The sequence below is a fragment of the Paenibacillus sp. 453mf genome, assembly GCF_900116105.1.
GTDB lineage: Bacteria > Bacillota > Bacilli > Paenibacillales > Paenibacillaceae > Paenibacillus > Paenibacillus provencensis.
Window position 1 is genome coordinate 1,366,279 of the sequence record NZ_FPAC01000001.1, and the last position, 18,726, is coordinate 1,385,004.

Here is an 18,726-nt window from a genome sequence, read left to right on the forward strand (position 1 = left end):
GAGGACGAGAGATGGAACAGCACAACAATATGACACTATCAGAAGCATACAACAAGAGTGAATATCCCATTTTAGGTAATGGTAGATGGAATATTCAGATGTTAAAGGATGCATTTGAGCATATGGATGGGGATATAGCGGGAGACCGCTATGGGACAGGAAAAGTGATTGAAGATTTTGAGCGTAAAATTGCTGATTTGTTAGGTAAAGAATCGGCAGTGTTCTTTCCTAGTGGTACGATGGCACAGCAGATCGCTATGCGGATATGGTCAGATGAGAAGGACAGCAAAATAGTCGCGTATCATCCGCTTAGTCATTTAGAGATTCATGAGGAAGATGGCCTCAAAGAGCTGCATCACTTGGAGCCTCTACTTCTCGGAGAAGAGAATCGTCTTATCCGATTGCAGGATGTCAAGCAACTAGGAGGAGAAGTGGCATGCTTGCTGTTAGAACTGCCGCAACGTGAGATTGGAGGTCAGCTTCCAGCGTTTGAGGAGCTCATGGAAATCTCTACCTATTGTAAAGAACAGGGAATTCGACTGCACCTCGATGGTGCTCGATTGTTCGAATCAATTCCTTATTATGGAAGGTCAGCTGCTGAAATATGTGCGCTGTTTGATAGTGTTTATGTATCTTTTTACAAAGGAATTGGCGGTATTGCAGGTGCAATATTAGCAGGACCTGAAAATTTCACGACACTATCTAAAGTATGGAAGAGACGGCATGGCGGAGACTTGATCGGGTTATATCCTTACATTCTGAGCAGCGATTATTATTTCAATAAACGGATAGATCGAATGACGGAATATTATAACCGGGCGAAGGAATTGGCCGAATTGTTCAATCAGTGCACAGGAGTTAGAGCCGTACCACAGGTCCCGGTGACAAACATGTTTCATCTTCATTTTCATATGTCTGCTCGCGAGCTGGAGACCATATTAATCGATATCTATACAAAAACAGGAGTCGGCCTAATTTCGTTCCTGCGAGAAGTTCATGATCAGGAATGCAAGACAGAGATTAGTATTGGGGATCGTTACGGTGAGGTGCCGAAGGAACGACTATACCAGGCGATTCAATTGCTTCAAGAGAAAATGATAAAGTAAATCTTGAAATCAATGTAAGTAGAGAATACAGTGACAGCGGAGTCGAATGAGCATTAATTGAACTGCTGATCAAGTTTGGAGAGCAGAAGGAACATAAAGCGAAGAGCATTGATGATTCTAGTCAGCTTGTTAGTCATCTAGAAAAGAAACGACATCTACAAGCTGCCGAATGTCAATGCTCTTTACTAAACAGCTAACAACTTAAATGCAACCAAGTAATACTATGGTAATAATTAAATACTGACCTGGAAATATGACTGCAAAACACTAAGGTCTAAATTTTCTCATTCGATCAAGGAGAAGACCATCAGTGGATGTATTTTCTCCCGTCACAAAATTCTCCATATAATAAGTCAAATATTGACCGTAAAGACTTTCAGTGCTTAGAAGAAGCTCATCAATAAAGTATATTCCATTCGGAAGGTCATCCTTAAGGAGTGTGCACAAGGCACCGTAAATACCGCAAGCGACTTGAAAATAAGTGGCATTCGTATGATAGATAGGATAGATCTCCTTACTGCTTAGTACGTTATACATATACCGTTCCTTGTCTGGATATACGAGCAGAACTCCGACTAAATCCTCACCGCCAAGTTCACCATCAGCAGGGTCCAGTACTACATGTTCCCAATCCCACAGATCATCCGCATTTTCCAAGTTATTACGAATCGTATCGATAACGTAATCGCTGACCCGATATATGAAACCTGTTTCCATATCGAATTCTTTTCCTAAGGTGAGTACCTCTTCGTGAGCCATTAGCGAGCCGTAAAACTGTTTGGCTCCTAACCTCACCTTAAATTCCAGCTCATAAACAGGAGCATGCATCGTTATTGGAAACTTGTATTTCATATACAATGGATAATTGATAAGTGCTTCATCTAGAAAACATTCCGGAGACCAAGTAGAATAAATCGTCTGTTCTTTAATATGGGATGGATCAAGATACATGGTATTATCATGCTCCACAATGTAACAAGCAAGCGGTTTAATATCCGGTGTTTCCTGGATCAATCGGATAGCCATCCATTGAACTACGCCAGGATTCATTCCAGAACCAATAATGGCCTTGTAGGGAGAGATGGTGCTCAAGCCTTCCATGAACTGCTTGTATCGTTCAAGCAGCGTATAACCGTTCAGAATTTCCAGTTCGTCAATGACCGGACTTTCCAATGCGGTATTGATATATGCTACCCCTCTAGCCTGACAGCAATTTAGCATATCAACCGAATCCGCCCAAGAAACATCAATCGCATGTGTAGTACCGGTTACATCTAAGTGTTCCTGGAACTTGTCCAAATCGGTTAAATCGAACTGATGGAGTGTAGCATGAATCAGCAGCTGCGGCATGAAGGATGCATAGTATGCCTTGTCTTTCTGCTGCAAATCTATTAAATGAATTTGACATTGGTGTATATAGGAATGGATAGGATCATTGGTATCGCTGTAGCTCTTCTCTAGTATAGATAATATAGCTCTGGAAACGCCTCCAGCACTGCCAAGAATGCTGATAACGGTTTTTATATTTTTCATGAGTATACCTGCTCCTTTCTATAAATTAAGATATTCATAGATTGCTAGAAAAGAGTGTTCATATACACATGCTAGGAGCGGATTTTTGGATACAAAATGGCTTAGTCTAAATATGTGTGAAGAGCAATGAAGATTCAATACAGATTGTGGATTCACCAGGATTAGCATCTACAAGCTGCCGAATTTCAATGCTCTCTATGAGTTTAATTATTCAATGTTGGCTTTAAAACGGTAAGTTTACTCAAATATCAGTATAACCACTGTACCCAAACGGCTAACAAGACCAGTGTAACCACTAAAGTTATTGGAATCGTTAGGAGGGTGACTCTGATATAATCCTTCCATTTAACCTTAACGTGATGCTGTTTAAGGATATGAAGCCATATTAACGATGCTAGGGTTCCCATAGGAAGAATGAGTGCACCTATGTCGCTTCCAATTACACTGGCCAGATAAGCAATCTTAAGTGTAAGCGGATCAAGACTCATTTCCGTGAGTGCCATCGTTCCTACCATTAATGCCGGATGATTGTTAAACATAATAGACAACAATGAGAGCAGTCCGCCCATCCATAGACTGGCGTTAAGCAAATCAGCTGCAACAATAGGCTCTATAAATCGAATCAATAGATGGGTAAGTCCAATATTATGAAGACCAAATATGATGACATACATGGCAAAGGCAAAGACGAGGATATGCCACGGGGTCTTTCTTATCAAATCCTTAGGTGTTATCTTCAATACAAACCATCGCCAGGTTAATAGTATGACAGAACCAAGTACGGCGACCATTTCGATTGGTATTCCGACATAAGAAGCAACAAATAAACTAATACGTACCATAAATACAAACAGTAGGACATTAATCATCAGTTTATTTCGCTTTTCTATGGAGCTATACTCCATTTTTGGACCCAGCGGGTGTTTCCCAATCCCACTGTGTTTAAATTCTTTAGGAAGTTCCTTCCTGAAAACGAAGAAGAGAAGAGTTACGAGCAGGAGCAGACCAAGTGAGGCTGGCACAAACATCATAAGAGTGTGCATATATAGATCCATATCAACAATCTCAAGAGCTATTAGATTCACAATATTGCTTACGCCGATAGGAGCACTTGAAGCTGTTGCGATGAGTGCACCGGATAGTAGATAAGGTATTTTTTCGTGGTTCTTAAAACCGAGACGTTTCAATAGGATCAATAGAATGGGGGTCGTTATCAGAATGCTTCCATCATTGTTGAAAAAAAGTGTCATTAGAAAACATAGCAGATTTACATACCAGAACAATCGAACCCCTGAGCCCCTAGCTCTTGCTGCAAGGCCTTCTGCCGCCCAGTTGAAGAAACCGAAGCTTTCTAAGATAATCGCCATTACAATGGTAGCAAGAATAGTTATAGCCGCACTGCTAATGGTGGTCGTGATTGTAAACAAATCTAAATAAGTTACACTTCCGCTCAAGACGACCAGCAGAGCACCAATAGAAGCGGGGATAGCTTCATTTAAGCCTTTTGGACGCCATATAATCAGCACCATTGAAAAAATAAAAGCAGCGATGGTAATTGTAACAGTTGCTGAACCGAGCAAGTTTATCACCCCTTTTTGGTCGGATTAGCATGGGAGTTTACACATCAGATTTCTCCGCAGCCATAACACTGATCAGGGCAATTTTCTCCTTCATTGGTTCTTCTGATGAAGATTCCAAGGATTCTATCTTGGGTGGTGCTAACAAGAAATATAATCCACAGCCCGAGATTAAAATAATAATGAATTCCATCAACCATATCACCTCCTAATAATTGAAACTTCATTCGATTAGTTACCTGTCAATTCAAAACCGATAGATACACTTTATCAGCTGCGTATCCACTCGGAGCTAGTAGTACAAGGAGCCCGTTCTCAAGTTGAGCAACGAGCTGTTTTGTTATACGATCACTTGTGCAGAAGTCAAACAGTTAGCTTCATATTATGGTAGATGAATGGTCTTGATATGATCCGTATGCATGATAATTGAGGAGCCGGCCGCTTCTACAATCTCCATAAGATTATTGTCTATTGCTTTGAGCAAGCCAGCTCTATGAGGACTATCTTGCAAATTGATAGTAACCAGCTCACCCTTCAGCTTCTTGAGCTGCTGATCCAGGGTTCTTGATAGGGACATTGAAGTAGGTTGTATAGGAAAATACTCCTGGCTTAAAGAGAATGGCCTGACATTTGGCGGGTAAGGGATAATGTATTTTACATGCTCCACAGAAACATAGACAGATCGGTGTAGAGGAGAATAGAATACAAAATAATCATTCATAATACTGGTCACATATCCATGTAGTGCCTTGTCCCCTACTGATATTTCACTGAAGATTCCTCTGGCATGCATTAATATTTTTCGGTATGAGATGTTACTGTGATCTAAGGAAGGATCCAGTGGTTCTTCAGTAACCGTTGAACTGTTATCTGATAGTCTTAAATACTGAAGGTGATGTAACGGAACATAAACATAGCGAAAATCCCCATATAGTACAACAATATCATTGCCAACATCAATAACTTCTCCTTGAATAAGGTTCTTGCACCCTGAAATACTGAGCTCAATTTGCTTGCCTAACCAAGAATCGATAACTTGCACGATATACCTCCTTTCGAAGCGTTTAACCTAATTTGATGTGTGAGATAGCATTCCTTTATTTGATGAAATGTTGTTAGGGAGGAGGTAACTGATATTATAAGGTACTAGAGCTGCACTGCATTGAAGTAATCAATAACCCTATGGTCAGTGCTGAGATATATATAGTTCGAGTAGGTCACCTCCAAGGTGTAGGGTATCTTAATAAGCTTATATTAATAGAAGAAATTCAGTGCATTTTATTTGTTGTACGATCGTTTGTTGTTAGAACCCTTCGATTTCGATTTATTACCGCGAGATTGGTTTGCACCTTGTTGGCCACGAGATTGATTACCGCGAGATTGGTGTGCACCTTGTTGGCCACGAGATTGATTACCGCGAGATTGGTGTGCTCCTTGTTGACCACGAGACTGATTACCGCGAGATTGGTTTGCACCTTGCTGGTTGCCACGAGACTGATTTGATCCTTGCTGATTACCTCCGGATTGATTGCGATTTCCTTGGTTACCACCAGATTGATTAGCCGCTTGCTGGCTGTTGCCGCCTGCTTGGTTTCCGTCACTTTGATTGTTTTGTCCTTGATTTCCTTGGGAAGAATTATTATTTTCACTATTCCCGCCACGTAAAGCAGATACAGATTTAATATGATATAGCGGGATTCTGACGATTTCTTGATTTTTCATCGTCAGAATCAATTGGTTTTGATTTGCATCTACAAGAACACCTTCTAATTTTTCAGGACCGCCACGGTTAATTTGTATCTGTTGAAAACGAAGTGCTTGCATGACACCGAGAAAAGTGTTAGCAAAGATTGGGGTAGCCAGGTTTCTTGCAGCTCCACTAGTACGACCTGTATCTGTGATGCTTTTAATATGAGAGTCTTTCACATAGACCAGGCCATTTTTGGTATTTATAACCATGTGGTCATTTCTCACATCCATTAACGTACCTTCGATAGCATCAGGACCGCCACGATTAATCTTTACGCCCCTTCCTATGAGACCTCTCATTCCTTGATCATAAAGAGCCATTGAAAATTTCCCCTTCCATTACATAAATTAATAGACTAGAAGAGCGGATGTAGGAATACTCCCCTTCATTTGTCATTCAAGTCTATCTGTAATTTAATAGTATGTAATTTCATATAGAAGGGGACTAGCCAAACATACATTTATGTCGTAAAAACGGCGCTTATCTATCAAATTGATGCCATATTTAATAGATAATGGTTCGTGATATCTGTACATCTGGGGTAACTTACCGTCATATTAGATTGCTTGCGTTGCTTGAGATATCTGTAACCTAGAGCATTTTCCTGAATATGATAAATGTTATATGCCTAGATATAACGACTTGTTTCAAGTGAAAGGCGGAGAACAATGGCACTTCCTATATATCGCATTACCATCCCCGATAAAGAGCATGAGGAGTTAAAGGCGGATATATGGTCAAACCGCTTTGTCAGTGGTCAGATGAATGTAGATCATAAGCAGTTGCCGATTCGAGTAAGGTATCGGGGAGGACATACCAGGGAGTATGAGAAAAAATCATACGAAATTCGTACGAGCAGTAGAACTTATCATTTTAATGCAGAGTTTGACGATCCTTCTTTGATTCGTAATGCCTTATCATTTCGTTTTTTTGAATCTATAGGTGTTCCCGCACCTTCATCCCTTCATTGTCATTTATATCTGAATGGTGAATATAAAGGGATATATTTACGGCTCGAGGGAGTTAAAACTCCCTTTTTTCGAAAGAGGAATTTGTCTGTACAAAGTATCTTTTATGCAATTAATGATAATGCAGGATTTTCGGCGGATTCAGTTTCGATTCTTCACAGTAGAGGAGAACTTCGAGGATACAGCATGATAAAGGGAACAGATGCGGATAAAACGAGATTAATAACATTTATCCAAAAATTAAACACGAAGTCCAAAATGGACTTGTTTCGATATATTAACAGCCGAGTCGATGTAAATCTTTACCTGCGCTGGCTTGTTGGTGCAGTGCTTACCGGAAATTATGATGGTTTTCATCAGAACTATACTTGGTATGAAAATAGGAAATTGAAGAAATATCGAATTATTCCATGGGATTACGAGGGCAGCTGGGGTAGAAATTGTTATGGAAACAAAGTGGACGTCGATTTGGTCAGAATTAAAGGCTACAACACGTTGACCGGAAAAATATTAGCTTACCGAGTGTTTCGAAATGAGTATAAGAAAATGCTGAAGAAGCAGCTAGTTCATTCATTTACGAAGAAGCAAATAATGAACCTGGTAAATCCCATTTATCAGCGTATTGAAGATGAAGTTCCATTAGATCCATATTTTAAATGGCCGATAAGCATGTTTTATTCTGAACCTGATACTATACGTAATTATGTAGAAGAACGCAAGGAATATATACTGGAGGAACTAAAGAGTTTATGATATCTGTGCCTTTCCTGTCTTTGATATAAAGGCTCTCGGGCTAACGGATTTGTACCAACCATAACATCGTATAGTGAAGAGGAGAACATCAACAACGTCTCCTCCATAATACATAAGCATAGCCCCAGTTTCTGCCTGTGAAATATGATGAGTGAAGCCGAAAAAAACCTCTGATGACAGCGAACCAGCTGAAGGGCATGAAAAAAACCGTCGGATATGCGCCCAGTTGAGGTAGTTGATTTATCATAGAAATGATGCCAATGAATAAGTCTAAGAATCGTCTGCAAACTCTAAAATGAAACCCATCCCACATTCAGTTATATATTTTCAACATATGAAAAATTCAAAATAGAAAGATCGGATTTACCTAGAAACTTCACATTAAATCAGATACTACAGCTTTACTTATATCAGATAGTTATTAGAATAAGAGAAGTGTCTCACTTCGGAGGTGGTAGGATCTATTGATTTCGGTGTGAACAATTACGCCTTTTTTGTAGCAAGAGTATATTATAAAGAATAAGAATAATAATGTTAGACTTATTTAGAATGTGAAAATCTGCTTGAGAAGGAGGCCGGAAGATGAAGGCGCATGAAATTATGATCAGCCCCGTATATAAAGTGAAGGAAAGTGACAATGTTGAACAGGTCATTCAGAGATTTATCGATCATCGGATCAGTGGTCTTCCGGTAGTGAATGAACGTAATGAAATTGTTGGTTACATAAGTGATGGAGACATTATGCGTTATATAGGCAAGAAGGATGATATGTTTATATATACATATTCCGTCAATTTGAATTATGAGGAATATGAAGATCGCGTCAAACAAATTATGAAATTGAATGTGATGTCCATATGTAAGAAGAAAGTGATAACCGTATCCTGGAATGAAGATATTGAGATCATAGCGTCGATTCTCGGAAAAAAACAAATCAAGAAGCTGCCAGTTCATCGTAATGGAGTACTTGCAGGTATTATCAGCAGAGGCGATGTAATTCGCCATTCCTTTCAATCCCTTTTGTAGTTCTGGGATTTGATGTAGGATAGACATAAGAAATCTCCTTATCTTATACTTATCCAAGCTAGAAAGGGTGAAGTGAACGTGAAAATAGGGCTGACGAAAGCAGGTATTGGTCCAATTGATGATGTCTTGTTCATACAAAAAGCGGCAGAATATGGCTTTGAAGCCGTTGATCTGGATGCCAAGCAGCTCGTTGATAAGAATGGGCTGGAAAGAGCCCAGCAGCTTCTCAAGGATCATGGCATGATCATTGGATCTATAGGTCTCGATGTAGAATGGCGCGGCACGGATGAACAGTTTAAGCAAGGATTAGAGGGTCTTACCCTATCGGCTGCTTGTGCTGAACAGCTTGGCTGCAAGGCTTGTACTACATATATTTTACCGTCCACAGATGAGAAAGCGGCTTCATTCATGGCTAGAAGCATCTCTCGACTAAGATTATGCGCTGAAGTGCTAGGGGCATACGGCATACGCCTCGGTCTTGAATTTGTTGGGCCTCATCATTTGAGAACCGCATGGAAGCATCCATTTATTTGGACTGCAGAAGAAACGCTGGAGATGATCGATGCGATGGGGATGTCCAATGTAGGGCTTCTTGTTGACTTTTACCATTGTCATACGACAGGCTTGACTCCGAATGATCTGCTCCGGCTCAAAGAAAATCAAATCGTTCATGTACACATAAACGATGCCTATGATCTCCCGGTAGAACAGCTTCTTGATAATGACCGGGCATATCCAGGGGAAGGTGTCATCGATTTGTCCGGCTATTTGAACAGCTTGGCACTAATCGGATATCATGGAGTTGTATCCCAAGAAGTTTTGTCTCCGGCACAGCCGGAAGGGACATGGGATGACTTATTAGCTCGCTCCCAAAGCGGATTTGGAAAGGTGTTCAAGTAAATGACAACTACAATAGATAAGATTGCATGGATTCACTTGCTTAATGGACAAATCTTGGGTGCTCGCAGTAGAGGCAAGGATACTTATTATTTACCAGGCGGCAAAAGAGAATCAGGTGAGACTGATGAAGAAACGTTAATTCGTGAAATTAGAGAAGAGTTATCTGTCGAAATACTTAAGGACCGTATTGAATTATACGGTACGTTCGAAGCTCCAGCACATGGCAAATCGGAAGGAATTCAAGTGATGATGACCTGCTACATGGCAGAGTACGAAGGTGTCTTAAGTCCTGAATCTGAGATCGAGCAGTTAAAATGGTTGAATTATGCAGATCGGAAACAAGTGTCAGCAGTTACACAGCTTATTTTTGACCAGCTTCATAAAGAAAATCTGTTGAAATAGTATTTTAAAGGCCCGTTCGGTAGTTTGAACATTACCAAAACCTTCTGGATCAACTATCCAGAAGGTTTTTGCCTCTTGCTTCAAATGAATTCTTTGCGATTTAAATGAGTCCCGTCCACTGCAGGCCATGCCTTATGCCATCCCGATCTGCACTTAATGTCACGTAGGGAGGCCAACTTTCGCACCGCTTCAAGGTTGTCATGCTCCTTCACCGCCGAAGGATGATAAGTTCAGGCTGACTTGTTCGTTCATGGAGAAGGGCAGCGGGGAGATAACCTCCCACCGGCCGGCCTCGCTTTGAATGTCATAATGAAACTCTTTTCCCTGGAACTGAACATTCACGATTTTACCGCCGATGCCCGGCTGCAGGTGCGGTTGCAATTGAAACTGGTCTGGTCTGACAGGATAGATGCCGTTCACTTTGAAGTAGTCGGCAACGTTGATCCCGGACCAAGACACGTTCTCGCTGCCTTTCGGCATAAATCGGTTCGCTTCCCAGTGACCGGTGACTAAGTTGGATTTCGATACAAATTTCGCTACAAACTCAGTCTGAGGTCTTAAATAGATATCTCGCGGCGTACCTGCCTGCTCGATCCGACCATCTTTCATGACGATGATGCGGTCAGCCATGGCTAGGGCCTCGCCTTGATCATGCGTAACATAAACAATGGCGGATCGGGTATTGCGATGGACTTGCTGGATTTCCCGCCGCATGTCCATGCGCAGCATGGCATCCAGGCTACTAAGTGGTTCGTCCATTAGCAGTAGCGACGGCTCAGGTGCGATGGCTCTTGCTATCGCAACCCGTTGTTTTTGTCCCCCAGATAGTTCGTGGGGCATGCGATTCGCCAGATGAGATAATCCAGAAATATTTAGTACTTCCTGAATACGGGACTGCTCATTGTTTTTGATATGTGGCGGGGTGGACTTATGCGTTCGGATCGGGAACCGGACATGTTCAGCTACGTTCATGTGGGGCCAGAGTGCAAAAGATTGGAAGACCATGCCGATCCGACGTTTTTCTGGAGGGAGCAGTGTGCCTGCCCCGGCTACAACGTTGCCGTCCATCGATACTTCACCGCTGGTGGGCTGCTCGAATCCAGCCAAAATGCGCAGTAGAGTCGTTTTTCCACAGCCTGATGGCCCAAGGATGGCCACGAATTCTCCATCCGCAATCGTTAAATCAATCGTGTGCAGTGCTTGAAAGTTGCCGAAGAATTTGCTTACCTGTTTAATCTGGATGCTCATGATTTCTTCACTCCCTTGTGTGAGGCCCAGCGCTGAACGAGCAACAGAATGATGCCTCCTGCTGCCATGAGTGCAACGATCAGACTGGACAATGCGGTAGAATACAGGGTGTCCCCTGCTTGTTCAAAACTGAAGATAGTTACGCCAATGGTCTGAGATCCGGAGGAATACAGCAGGGCGGACACGGTAAGTTCGGTCAGTGCGGTTAAAAAGACCAGCATGCCCCCTGTTAACATGCTCGGCAACAGTAATGGCAGCAAAACTGCAATCCATTTACACCAAAACCCAGCACCAGAAATCCGAGCAGCCTCTTCCATTGAGGAATCCAGCTGCATGAACGACGCAACGCTGGAACGAATTTGCAAAATCAAGAATCTGCAAATATACGCAATAAACAGGATTGACATGGAGCCGTAGATGCCCGGATTCCAACCGGGGATCGGTTCCATCCAAACTAAGATGATGGAGAGAGCAAAGACGATGCCTGGTAAGGTATAGGGAACTGCAGTAGCAAGTTCAGCTGTTTTGTTGAAAGCATTTGGCCTGCGAACCCTTATATAAGCGAATCCAGAGCCGATGACCAGGCAGATCAGCATCGTAAGCAGGGACAGCACCAAGCTGTTTTGGATGGACTGCAATACACGCTCATTTTCAAAAAGGATGTACCGATAATTGTCCAATGTCATGTTGGCACGCGTTAGACCCAAACCATAGGCTCTTTTCAAAGACATTGAAATCATTGAAGCAAGAGGAACGATGGTGATTAAGAGCAAACCTGTCCAAATGACCCAAGTCAGCGGTTTGCGCATGCGTCCCAAAGTGTATCTCGGTGTAAGGTCGGGTTGCATCGTATCCGAAGCGTGGCTTTTGCGTAAAAGAACCCATTGTAACAAACTGCCCACCACCGCTGCCGCGCCCAGTAAAACGGAGAGAGAGGCACCACGGGCAAAGGCGGATGGTCCAAATCCGATAACTTCCTCGTAAATCAGCGTGCTAAGCACCGAAATATTTACTGGCGTGCCCAGAAACGCCGGAATGCCGAAATTGTCGAGCGAAGCCAGAAAAACCAATAAACCCCCAGCGGTCAAACCAGGAAGGGCAAGCGGAAGCGTAATTTTACGAAACACTTCGAACCTGCTGGCTCCACCCGCTCTGGCAGCCCACTCCAGGTCACGCGGGATCTTTCGCAGTACATCCAGCGTGAACATGTAAACCAGTGGAAAATGATGAATGGCCATGACGAAAATGATGCCGCCCAAGCTGTACATGCTCCACGGGGCCAGGTCTGGGTGGATCCATTGAAGTAAACTGGCAAGCCAGCCTTGGGATCCAGTAAAAGAAGACCAGGACAATGTCAGTACATAAGAAGGCAAAATGAAGCAAAGCATGATGCCCATATGTAACGCCGATTTATTTTGGATATCCGTATAGGCAACGACCCAAGCCAGCGCTATGCCAAGCACAAGTGCGAACAAGGTAGATCCGACTACGATATACAAGGTATTGCGGATGGTCGTCCAAAAGCGCCCTTGCTGCAAGATTTCGCCGTAATGAGACAGCGTCCAACCATGTTCGCCCTGAAAACTAAGCAAAATTAATTTCAGGATGGGATAGACAAAAAAGATAAGTATAGCAGCGCCACCAAGCAAAGCGCCCAAGTGACTCCAGCGAAGCTGGCCAAGCAAGGCGGAAAAGGGCTTACGCCCTTTTCCGCCTTGCCACAAGATGGTGCTCGTCTTCGATTTTTCCATATCTAACCGCTCCAATCATTACTCACCGAATACTTGAATGAATTGTTGCTTGTCCGCTTCACGATCAGCGGCAAGTTTAACCGGGTCACCGGACAAAATCTTCATTTCGGAGACGCTCTTGAGTCCTTCAGGCGGGGCGATACCTTCCCGGATCGGGGAATAACCGATCTCTGCCGACAATTGTTGTCCTTCTTCAGATAAGATAAAATCAACGAAGGCTTCTGCAGCTGGCACATTGGCCGCATCTTTCATGATCCCAACCGGCTCGGTTATGATCGGCACGCCTTCTTCTGGATAGGTCAATTCAACCGGGGAGCCTTTGGCCTTTTCACGTGCGACGAGATAATCCACAACAACACCGTATGATTTTTCGCCGCTGGCTACAGCTTTCATGACAGCGCCGTTTCCTTTGATAACGGATATACCATTATTCTTAGTTTGCTGAAGAAAATCCCAACCGAATCCATCTGTGCGGCTGAATACGCCAATGTTGTACGCTGCTGCTCCAGAATAGAGCGGGCTTGGCATAATCGATGCGTCTTTGCTGTCTGCCGCAGTCAGTACATTCCACGACGTCGGTGGGGAGGCCACTTTTTGCGTATTGGTCGCTAGTACGGTAGCCATGACCTTGGTTCCCGCATACATGCCATCAGGATCGACAAGATCGGCAGGGATTTCGCTTAGTTCAGGAGATTTATACGAAAGTAGAAGGTCTTCTTGCTTCAGGTTTTCAAAGGTTACCGCGTCGGCGAGCAGTAAGACGTCAGCTTGTGTTTTGCCAGCCTGGCGTTCGGCCTGGATTTTGGCGGTGACTTCTTCTGTCCCGGAGCGGAAGACGCTGACCTCTACGTCCGGATATTTATCGTTAAAAGCGGAGATCAGCTTCGTAGCATCCTCTTCAGGCTGAGAGGTATAGAAAGACAACTTCCCCGATATTGCATTTGCTTCGGCGTTAACGTTGTTCATTTCTGAAGTGCCTTGTCCTTGTGTAGAGCAACCGCTAAATACGACCATACCTGCCAGAACGGGCAGAAGTAATGACTTTTTGAATGGAATCACGAAAGTTCTCTCCTTTATTAGCCACTTGTGGCGTCGTCTTATATTTCGATAAATTTATTCTGCAACCAATGTTATGGAATGGATATTTAAGCAGATAATTGCGGATCGCCATGGCGACGCCGTCTTGTTCATTTGTTCCTGTAATGACGTCTGCGCTCGCTTTGACATGAGGCTCAGCATTGCCCATTGCAATACCCAACCCGGCCCATTGAAGCATGTCCAGATCATTGTCGTAATCTCCTGCGGCGGCTACCTCTTGTCGATCGATGCCTTGCTCGCGGCACAGACGCTCAAGCGCACCGCACTTGCTGATACCGACCGCGTTCACGTCAAATCTCAAGCTTTCTGTTTTGGTACATTGGTACATAGCCGACGCTTTAAGTTGGTTATATATTCGATCGCGGGCGGCAAGGTCTGTGCAAATGACGGCCGCTTTGTAGATCATGCCAGGCATGCTGTTTACGAACGATTTGAAATCGGAACCGACTTCGACCAACCGGATCAGTTCGGTTTGTTCTTTGTAATGATCTTCCGTCCATGGCAGTTCTGGTCGCACGACAACATTATTCAATGCCCAGTTCCGATTCGTATCGTTGATTTGCCGTACATATAGGACATTGTAGCCGTAGAAATGAACGTAGGCGCTTTCTTCCTCAATTACATTCAGGTATGTATAAAAGGGATGCTGTATTCAGGGGGAATCCTTCAATCATTTGGCCGGTCTCTGCATCAACGGTTACCGCACCATTCAATGCCACTAAGGGAAAATTCAATGGTATTTCCCTCGCATGTAGCCATACCGAAGCGGGAAACCGCCCGGAAGCGATAGTGACAGCTACTTCATCCGCCATTAATTGCTGGATGGAGTTTCGCGTTTCCGGCGTAATGATTTTGTTCGGATTCAACATGGTCCCATCCAAATCAAGAGCAAGCAATCTATGCAACTATAACCATTCCTTCCTATTCGATGGATCATGGTATACATGCGCAGTGGCTCAGGAATGTCCACCGGTCCATGAAAGGTTCGACTTGCTTCATGACGCATGAATTCCAGATTTCCGTCGCCGGGCAGATGCACCAGTACGAGCTGTTTCACATTGGCTTGTCCGGCAATCATACCTGCCTGCAGCGCATTCATGTGTCCTTGGCCAGTGGTGTGCACGCTTCCCTCGCAGATCGTTGCTTCGCACAGGAAAATGTCTGCGTCACGGGCGAGCTCAATCAAGGCATCACAATAGGAGGTATCACCTGAATACACCAGCACCTTGCCTTTGTAAGAGATCTTGATTGCATAACAAGTAATCGTATGTTCGACATGCACGAATTCGATATCCGCTCCTGCAAGCCGGACTTTGGTGGAAGGATCGATCGGAATCACTTTGGTATGTTCGCTGAATAAGCTGTGCAGTATGTCAACAGGAGCATCTGGGGCATAAAGCTTCAGTTTCTCTTTCATGCGACCGTTGCGAATGGCACCTGCTGCCGCATATTGAAGAACGCCAAGATCTGCCATGTGATCATAATGCAAGTGAGACAGAATCACGCCGGATAACGCTTCTACCCTGGTTTCGGAAGGGAGCTTGTTCATTACGCCGCTGCCACAATCCAATAAAATTTGTCCTTCGTCGGTGGTTACCAGATATCACGCTGTTGCCCCGCCTGCTGCAGGGTAGCCTCCCCAATAACCCAAAATCCTTACATTCATCTTTTGCACCTCGGTCTGTCTTAATCTGAAGTCAATTACAAATGTTCTGCGTTGTTACAAATGTTCTGGACAGTTCTCATTGTAAGGACGCTTTATTACTCGGATATCAGATGAATGTCAAACTTGTGTAAAAATAATTTGGGAATATGTTCCTAACTTGACTCGGGCGTAAACGCCATTTTATATTGAGACATGTGTACGCACTATAAAGCAAAAGGCGGACTTGTATGTGAATATAGACGAGCGAAAAAATGTAGTCAGAGTATGCAAATTGTATTATTACGAATCTTGGACGCAAGAAAAGATTGCAGAGAAGCTGGGGGTATCAAGACCGGTCATCTCCAAAATGCTGCAACGGGCTAAGGACGAAGGAATCATTGAAATTGTTATTCATGATGACGATCGTGAAATTTCGAATCTGGAAAAAGAGCTTGAGCAAGCATTTCATTTGAAACAAGTTCTGGTGGTTCCAACCAAAGATTTAAACAAGGAATTGGTGTCAAGTGCGGTTGGAAGGGCGGCTGCCCAATTTGTGCAAAGGTTGATCAAAAACGGAGATCGTGTAGGCGTTTCCTGGGGCAACACGTTGTATCAGATGGTTAGAGAATTTCCGTTAGAGAAAAAGGAAAACGTCAAAATCATTCCGCTTGTCGGCGGAACGGGAAATTATCGCAATGAAATGCACTCCAATCAGATCGCATATGAGCTATCCAAGAAAATGGGAGTCTCGTGCGAGAGCTTATATGCCCCTGCTGTGGTAGAGACCGAAGAACTGCGTGAACAGATTGTTGGCATGGCTAACATTGCTGCGGTTTTGCGAGAGGCGGAACAAATCGATTTAGCACTGGTCGGTATCGGAAATCCATTTTCTATGTCCACAATGGAACGGTCAGGATACCTCAATGAGCAGACGTTATCTGAACTGAAATCCATGAACGCGGTTGCAGACATTAACTCCGTGTTTATCGCACGAGACGGATCAATCGCGAAACATTCCATTAACTGCAGAGTCATTGGACTTGGGCTCGAACAGTTGAAAAAGGCCAAGACGGTTGTCGGCATGGCCTTTGGTCTGCACAAAATCGAGTGCATACTCGCTTCCTTGCGGGGCAAGTACATTAATATGCTCGTTACGGATGAGTCGACGGCCCGACGCATACTAGACGGCCACCTTGTTCCAATTAAGTAACAGTATCATAATGACAGAAGCAGAAAATTAGAAACGCAAACCAAACAGATTCTACATCGAGTTGAAGCGAATCTACCGGATGATCGCCGTAATATATTGAAGAAGCTGTACAGCAATCAGACCAATTTTGATGGGAAGCGAATTCTTCTAGTTGACTATATTAACAAGCCGATTGATGTTGAGAAATTGCTTTCTTTATTAAAGGTGTGGCTCTATACGTAAAGGAGGCTGAGGATGATTTCTGATCGTGGAGAATATACGCAGCTTGCGCCTCTGGCAGGTCATGATAAGGAGGAGCTTGAGAAAATAGAAGTAGAGCTGCTTCTCCAGGCTATTTATCGGATGTATGGTTATGATTTTCGGAATTATGCTTATGATTCGATATATAGAAGAATTAGGTACGGAATGCAGTCTATAGGCGAAGAGTCGATCTCGGCTCTGATCCCTCAAGTACTCCATTACCCTGACCGGATGCAGCAGCTGTTTCGCTATTTTGTCGTTGGAGTGACGGAAATGTTTCGTGACCCGGATATGTTTTATTCGTTTCGCAAAAATATCATCCCTTATTTAAGAACGTATCCCCATATTCGAATATGGCATGCAGGCTGCTCAACCGGCGAAGAGGTATTGTCGATGGCTATCCTGCTTCAGGAAGAAGGATTATACGACAGGGCCAGGATCTATGCAACAGATATTGATGAGGATGCACTTGAAAAGGCTCAGATGGGCATATATCCCTTGAGAAATATGAAAGTGAACACCTACAATTATATTCGTTCAGGCGGTACAAGAGATTTCTCGGATTATTACATGGCCCGCAAGGATTCCGTTATTTTCAATTCATCACTGCTGAAGAACATTGTATATGCACGGCATAATCTGGTCACGGACCAATCGTTTAATGAATTTAATGTAGTCTTCTGCCGAAATGTACTGATTTACTTCAATCGGGAGCTGCAGAATCGGGTGCATCAACTCCTGCATGACAGTCTAGCCATGCTTGGATTTCTTGTGTTGGGAGATAAGGAATCCATGCTGTTTAATAGTCATAGTCACAAGTATGAAACAATTGACAAGCGTGAGAAGCTGTATCGAAAGATCCAATGAATAGATATCTATGTTACTGCCAAACCTGCTGAGATAGAGATAGCGGGTTCTTTTTTTGTAAAAGCTTAAACAATCTCATATCTTCTGGGTATATGAAATTGATTTAATTAACAAGTGATTTTCAGAAAAACTTGAAAAAAGACAAACATAGGGATAAAATTAATTTGTATACATATAATTTGTATAACAATTATGGAGGTAGAGTGATGAGGGCTGCAGGCAATGAAGAGAAATATGGATATGCGATAACAAGAACTAGCCGAGCGGTGCTTCGGTTCCTTACCGGATATCTAAGAAGCTATTCGATAACACCCGAGCAATGGACTGTAGTGAAGAGAGTGTTCGAGTTTGAAGGTATTACGCAAAAAGAGCTTGCTGTAATCTCAGATAAAGATCCGGCAACCTTGGCCAAAATATTGGACATACTGGAAAGAGAAGGGCTAATTGCACGTAAAACAAACGATGAGGACCGGAGATCCTATCTCATATTCATTACAGATCAAGGCGTCAAATTAAGAAATGAAGTATATGAACACCTCGAGCAGGTATTCAGCAAGGTTCTTGAGGGAATACCGCAGGAAGAACTGGCAGTGTTCAACAAGGTATTGTTCAAGATTGAAGAAAATGCAGCCATTCATGCAATAAATTAGTT

At 43.3% G+C, this 18,726-nt stretch carries 19 protein-coding genes and 1 pseudogene; 8 read left to right on the forward strand and 12 right to left on the reverse strand.

All coding sequences use genetic code 11. The annotated features are described in order from the left end of the window. The first annotated feature begins 11 nt into the window (after window positions 1–11). Window positions 12–1,106 carry a threonine aldolase family protein gene (locus tag BM415_RS06540; protein ID WP_091155917.1) on the forward strand — a complete coding sequence of 365 codons (1,095 nt, stop codon included), beginning with the start codon at window positions 12–14 and terminating at the stop codon, window positions 1,104–1,106. Between the two features lie 267 nt (window positions 1,107–1,373). On the opposite strand, the gene BM415_RS06545 is transcribed toward BM415_RS06540, so the two are convergent. From BM415_RS06545 to BM415_RS06560, 5 genes are all read right to left on the reverse strand, one after another. After that, window positions 1,374–2,639: an S-adenosylmethionine decarboxylase related protein gene (locus tag BM415_RS06545; protein ID WP_091155920.1), complete on the reverse strand. Its 1,266-nt coding sequence runs from the start codon at window positions 2,637–2,639 to the stop codon at window positions 1,374–1,376. Window positions 2,640–2,887: 248 nt separating this feature from the next. After that, the gene (locus tag BM415_RS06550; RefSeq protein ID WP_091155922.1) at window positions 2,888–4,219 is read right to left on the reverse strand and encodes an arsenic transporter; all 1,332 of its coding nucleotides are present in this window, start codon (window positions 4,217–4,219) and stop codon (window positions 2,888–2,890) included. A gap of 37 nt (window positions 4,220–4,256) precedes the next feature. Continuing rightward, a complete protein-coding gene (locus tag BM415_RS25000) occupies window positions 4,257–4,409 on the reverse strand; it encodes a hypothetical protein (protein WP_211753650.1) in 153 nt (50 codons plus the stop codon). A 189-nt stretch (window positions 4,410–4,598) separates the two neighbouring features. Continuing rightward, window positions 4,599–5,258, reverse strand: coding sequence for a DUF2642 domain-containing protein (locus BM415_RS06555; protein ID WP_091155924.1), 660 nt, complete (start codon window positions 5,256–5,258; stop codon window positions 4,599–4,601). Window positions 5,259–5,494: 236 nt separating this feature from the next. Continuing rightward, window positions 5,495–6,286, reverse strand: a complete 792-nt coding sequence (locus BM415_RS06560) for a hypothetical protein (protein ID WP_211753651.1) — start codon at window positions 6,284–6,286, stop codon at window positions 5,495–5,497. A 348-nt stretch (window positions 6,287–6,634) separates the two neighbouring features. On the opposite strand from BM415_RS06560, the gene BM415_RS06565 reads away from it, so the two are divergent. Then, complete coding sequence (locus tag BM415_RS06565) at window positions 6,635–7,687, forward strand: CotH kinase family protein (protein ID WP_091155927.1); 1,053 nt, start codon at window positions 6,635–6,637, stop codon at window positions 7,685–7,687. 172 nt (window positions 7,688–7,859) lie between these two features. Here BM415_RS06565 and BM415_RS06570 read toward each other — a convergent pair. Further along, window positions 7,860–7,959 (reverse strand): annotated as a pseudogene (locus BM415_RS06570) (DUF2243 domain-containing protein); the annotation flags it as partial. 310 nt (window positions 7,960–8,269) lie between these two features. Here BM415_RS06570 and BM415_RS06575 point away from each other — a divergent pair. The 3 genes from BM415_RS06575 (at window position 8,270) to BM415_RS06585 (ending at window position 10,015) form a co-directional block, all read left to right on the forward strand. Continuing rightward, window positions 8,270–8,713 (forward strand): CBS domain-containing protein, encoded by a 444-nt coding sequence (locus BM415_RS06575; RefSeq protein ID WP_091155928.1) that lies wholly within the window; start codon window positions 8,270–8,272, stop codon window positions 8,711–8,713. Window positions 8,714–8,791: 78 nt separating this feature from the next. Further along, window positions 8,792–9,613 (forward strand): sugar phosphate isomerase/epimerase family protein, encoded by an 822-nt coding sequence (locus BM415_RS06580; protein ID WP_091155931.1) that lies wholly within the window; start codon window positions 8,792–8,794, stop codon window positions 9,611–9,613. Next, window positions 9,614–10,015: an NUDIX hydrolase gene (locus BM415_RS06585; protein WP_091155932.1), complete on the forward strand. Its 402-nt coding sequence runs from the start codon at window positions 9,614–9,616 to the stop codon at window positions 10,013–10,015. It begins immediately after the preceding gene. 198 nt (window positions 10,016–10,213) lie between these two features. Here the strand turns inward: BM415_RS06585 and BM415_RS06590 are convergent, their stop codons facing one another. The 6 genes from BM415_RS06590 to BM415_RS06615 form a co-directional block, all read right to left on the reverse strand. Beyond that, entirely contained in the window at window positions 10,214–11,263 is a 1,050-nt protein-coding gene (locus BM415_RS06590; RefSeq protein ID WP_091155935.1) for an ABC transporter ATP-binding protein, read from the reverse strand. Next, window positions 11,260–12,762: an ABC transporter permease gene (locus BM415_RS06595; protein WP_244533164.1), complete on the reverse strand. Its 1,503-nt coding sequence runs from the start codon at window positions 12,760–12,762 to the stop codon at window positions 11,260–11,262. Before BM415_RS06595 ends, BM415_RS06590 begins: the two co-directional genes overlap by 4 nt. Window positions 12,763–13,032: 270 nt before the next feature. Beyond that, window positions 13,033–14,073, reverse strand: a complete 1,041-nt coding sequence (locus BM415_RS06600; RefSeq protein WP_244533165.1) for an ABC transporter substrate-binding protein — start codon at window positions 14,071–14,073, stop codon at window positions 13,033–13,035. Then, window positions 14,015–14,764 (reverse strand): HAD hydrolase family protein, encoded by a 750-nt coding sequence (locus BM415_RS06605; RefSeq protein ID WP_091155939.1) that lies wholly within the window; start codon window positions 14,762–14,764, stop codon window positions 14,015–14,017. The genes BM415_RS06600 and BM415_RS06605 overlap by 59 nt, the downstream gene beginning before the upstream one ends. Next, window positions 14,727–14,981, reverse strand: coding sequence for an HAD family hydrolase (locus BM415_RS25770; protein WP_091155941.1), 255 nt, complete (start codon window positions 14,979–14,981; stop codon window positions 14,727–14,729). Before BM415_RS25770 ends, BM415_RS06605 begins: the two co-directional genes overlap by 38 nt. Then, complete coding sequence (locus tag BM415_RS06615; RefSeq protein ID WP_280142865.1) at window positions 14,975–15,712, reverse strand: MBL fold metallo-hydrolase; 738 nt, start codon at window positions 15,710–15,712, stop codon at window positions 14,975–14,977. The genes BM415_RS25770 and BM415_RS06615 overlap by 7 nt, the downstream gene beginning before the upstream one ends. Window positions 15,713–16,007: 295 nt before the next feature. Here BM415_RS06615 and BM415_RS06620 point away from each other — a divergent pair, with 295 nt between their 5' ends. From BM415_RS06620 to BM415_RS06635, 3 genes are all read left to right on the forward strand, one after another. After that, window positions 16,008–16,967, forward strand: coding sequence for a sugar-binding transcriptional regulator (locus tag BM415_RS06620; RefSeq protein WP_091155943.1), 960 nt, complete (start codon window positions 16,008–16,010; stop codon window positions 16,965–16,967). 234 nt (window positions 16,968–17,201) lie between these two features. After that, window positions 17,202–18,074 (forward strand): CheR family methyltransferase, encoded by an 873-nt coding sequence (locus tag BM415_RS06630; protein ID WP_091155946.1) that lies wholly within the window; start codon window positions 17,202–17,204, stop codon window positions 18,072–18,074. Window positions 18,075–18,280: 206 nt separating this feature from the next. Beyond that, the gene (locus BM415_RS06635; protein WP_091155949.1) at window positions 18,281–18,724 is read left to right on the forward strand and encodes a MarR family winged helix-turn-helix transcriptional regulator; all 444 of its coding nucleotides are present in this window, start codon (window positions 18,281–18,283) and stop codon (window positions 18,722–18,724) included. Window positions 18,725–18,726 lie beyond the last annotated feature (2 nt).

Bases quoted from the DNA above. Each gene is read 5' to 3' on its own strand.
- BM415_RS06540 (WP_091155917.1), top strand. From the start codon at position 12: ATGGAACAGCACAACAATATGACACTATCAGAAGCATACAACAAGAGT.
- BM415_RS06545 (WP_091155920.1), bottom strand. From the start codon at position 2,639: ATGAAAAATATAAAAACCGTTATCAGCATTCTTGGCAGTGCTGGAGGC.
- BM415_RS25000 (WP_211753650.1), bottom strand. From the start codon at position 4,409: ATGGAATTCATTATTATTTTAATCTCGGGCTGTGGATTATATTTCTTG.
- BM415_RS06560 (WP_211753651.1), bottom strand. From the start codon at position 6,286: ATGGCTCTTTATGATCAAGGAATGAGAGGTCTCATAGGAAGGGGCGTA.
- BM415_RS06565 (WP_091155927.1), top strand. From the start codon at position 6,635: ATGGCACTTCCTATATATCGCATTACCATCCCCGATAAAGAGCATGAG.
- BM415_RS06575 (WP_091155928.1), top strand. From the start codon at position 8,270: ATGAAGGCGCATGAAATTATGATCAGCCCCGTATATAAAGTGAAGGAA.
- BM415_RS06585 (WP_091155932.1), top strand. From the start codon at position 9,614: ATGACAACTACAATAGATAAGATTGCATGGATTCACTTGCTTAATGGA.
- BM415_RS06590 (WP_091155935.1), bottom strand. From the start codon at position 11,263: ATGAGCATCCAGATTAAACAGGTAAGCAAATTCTTCGGCAACTTTCAA.
- BM415_RS25770 (WP_091155941.1), bottom strand. From the start codon at position 14,981: ATGTTGAATCCGAACAAAATCATTACGCCGGAAACGCGAAACTCCATC.
- BM415_RS06630 (WP_091155946.1), top strand. From the start codon at position 17,202: ATGATTTCTGATCGTGGAGAATATACGCAGCTTGCGCCTCTGGCAGGT.
- BM415_RS06635 (WP_091155949.1), top strand. From the start codon at position 18,281: ATGAGGGCTGCAGGCAATGAAGAGAAATATGGATATGCGATAACAAGA.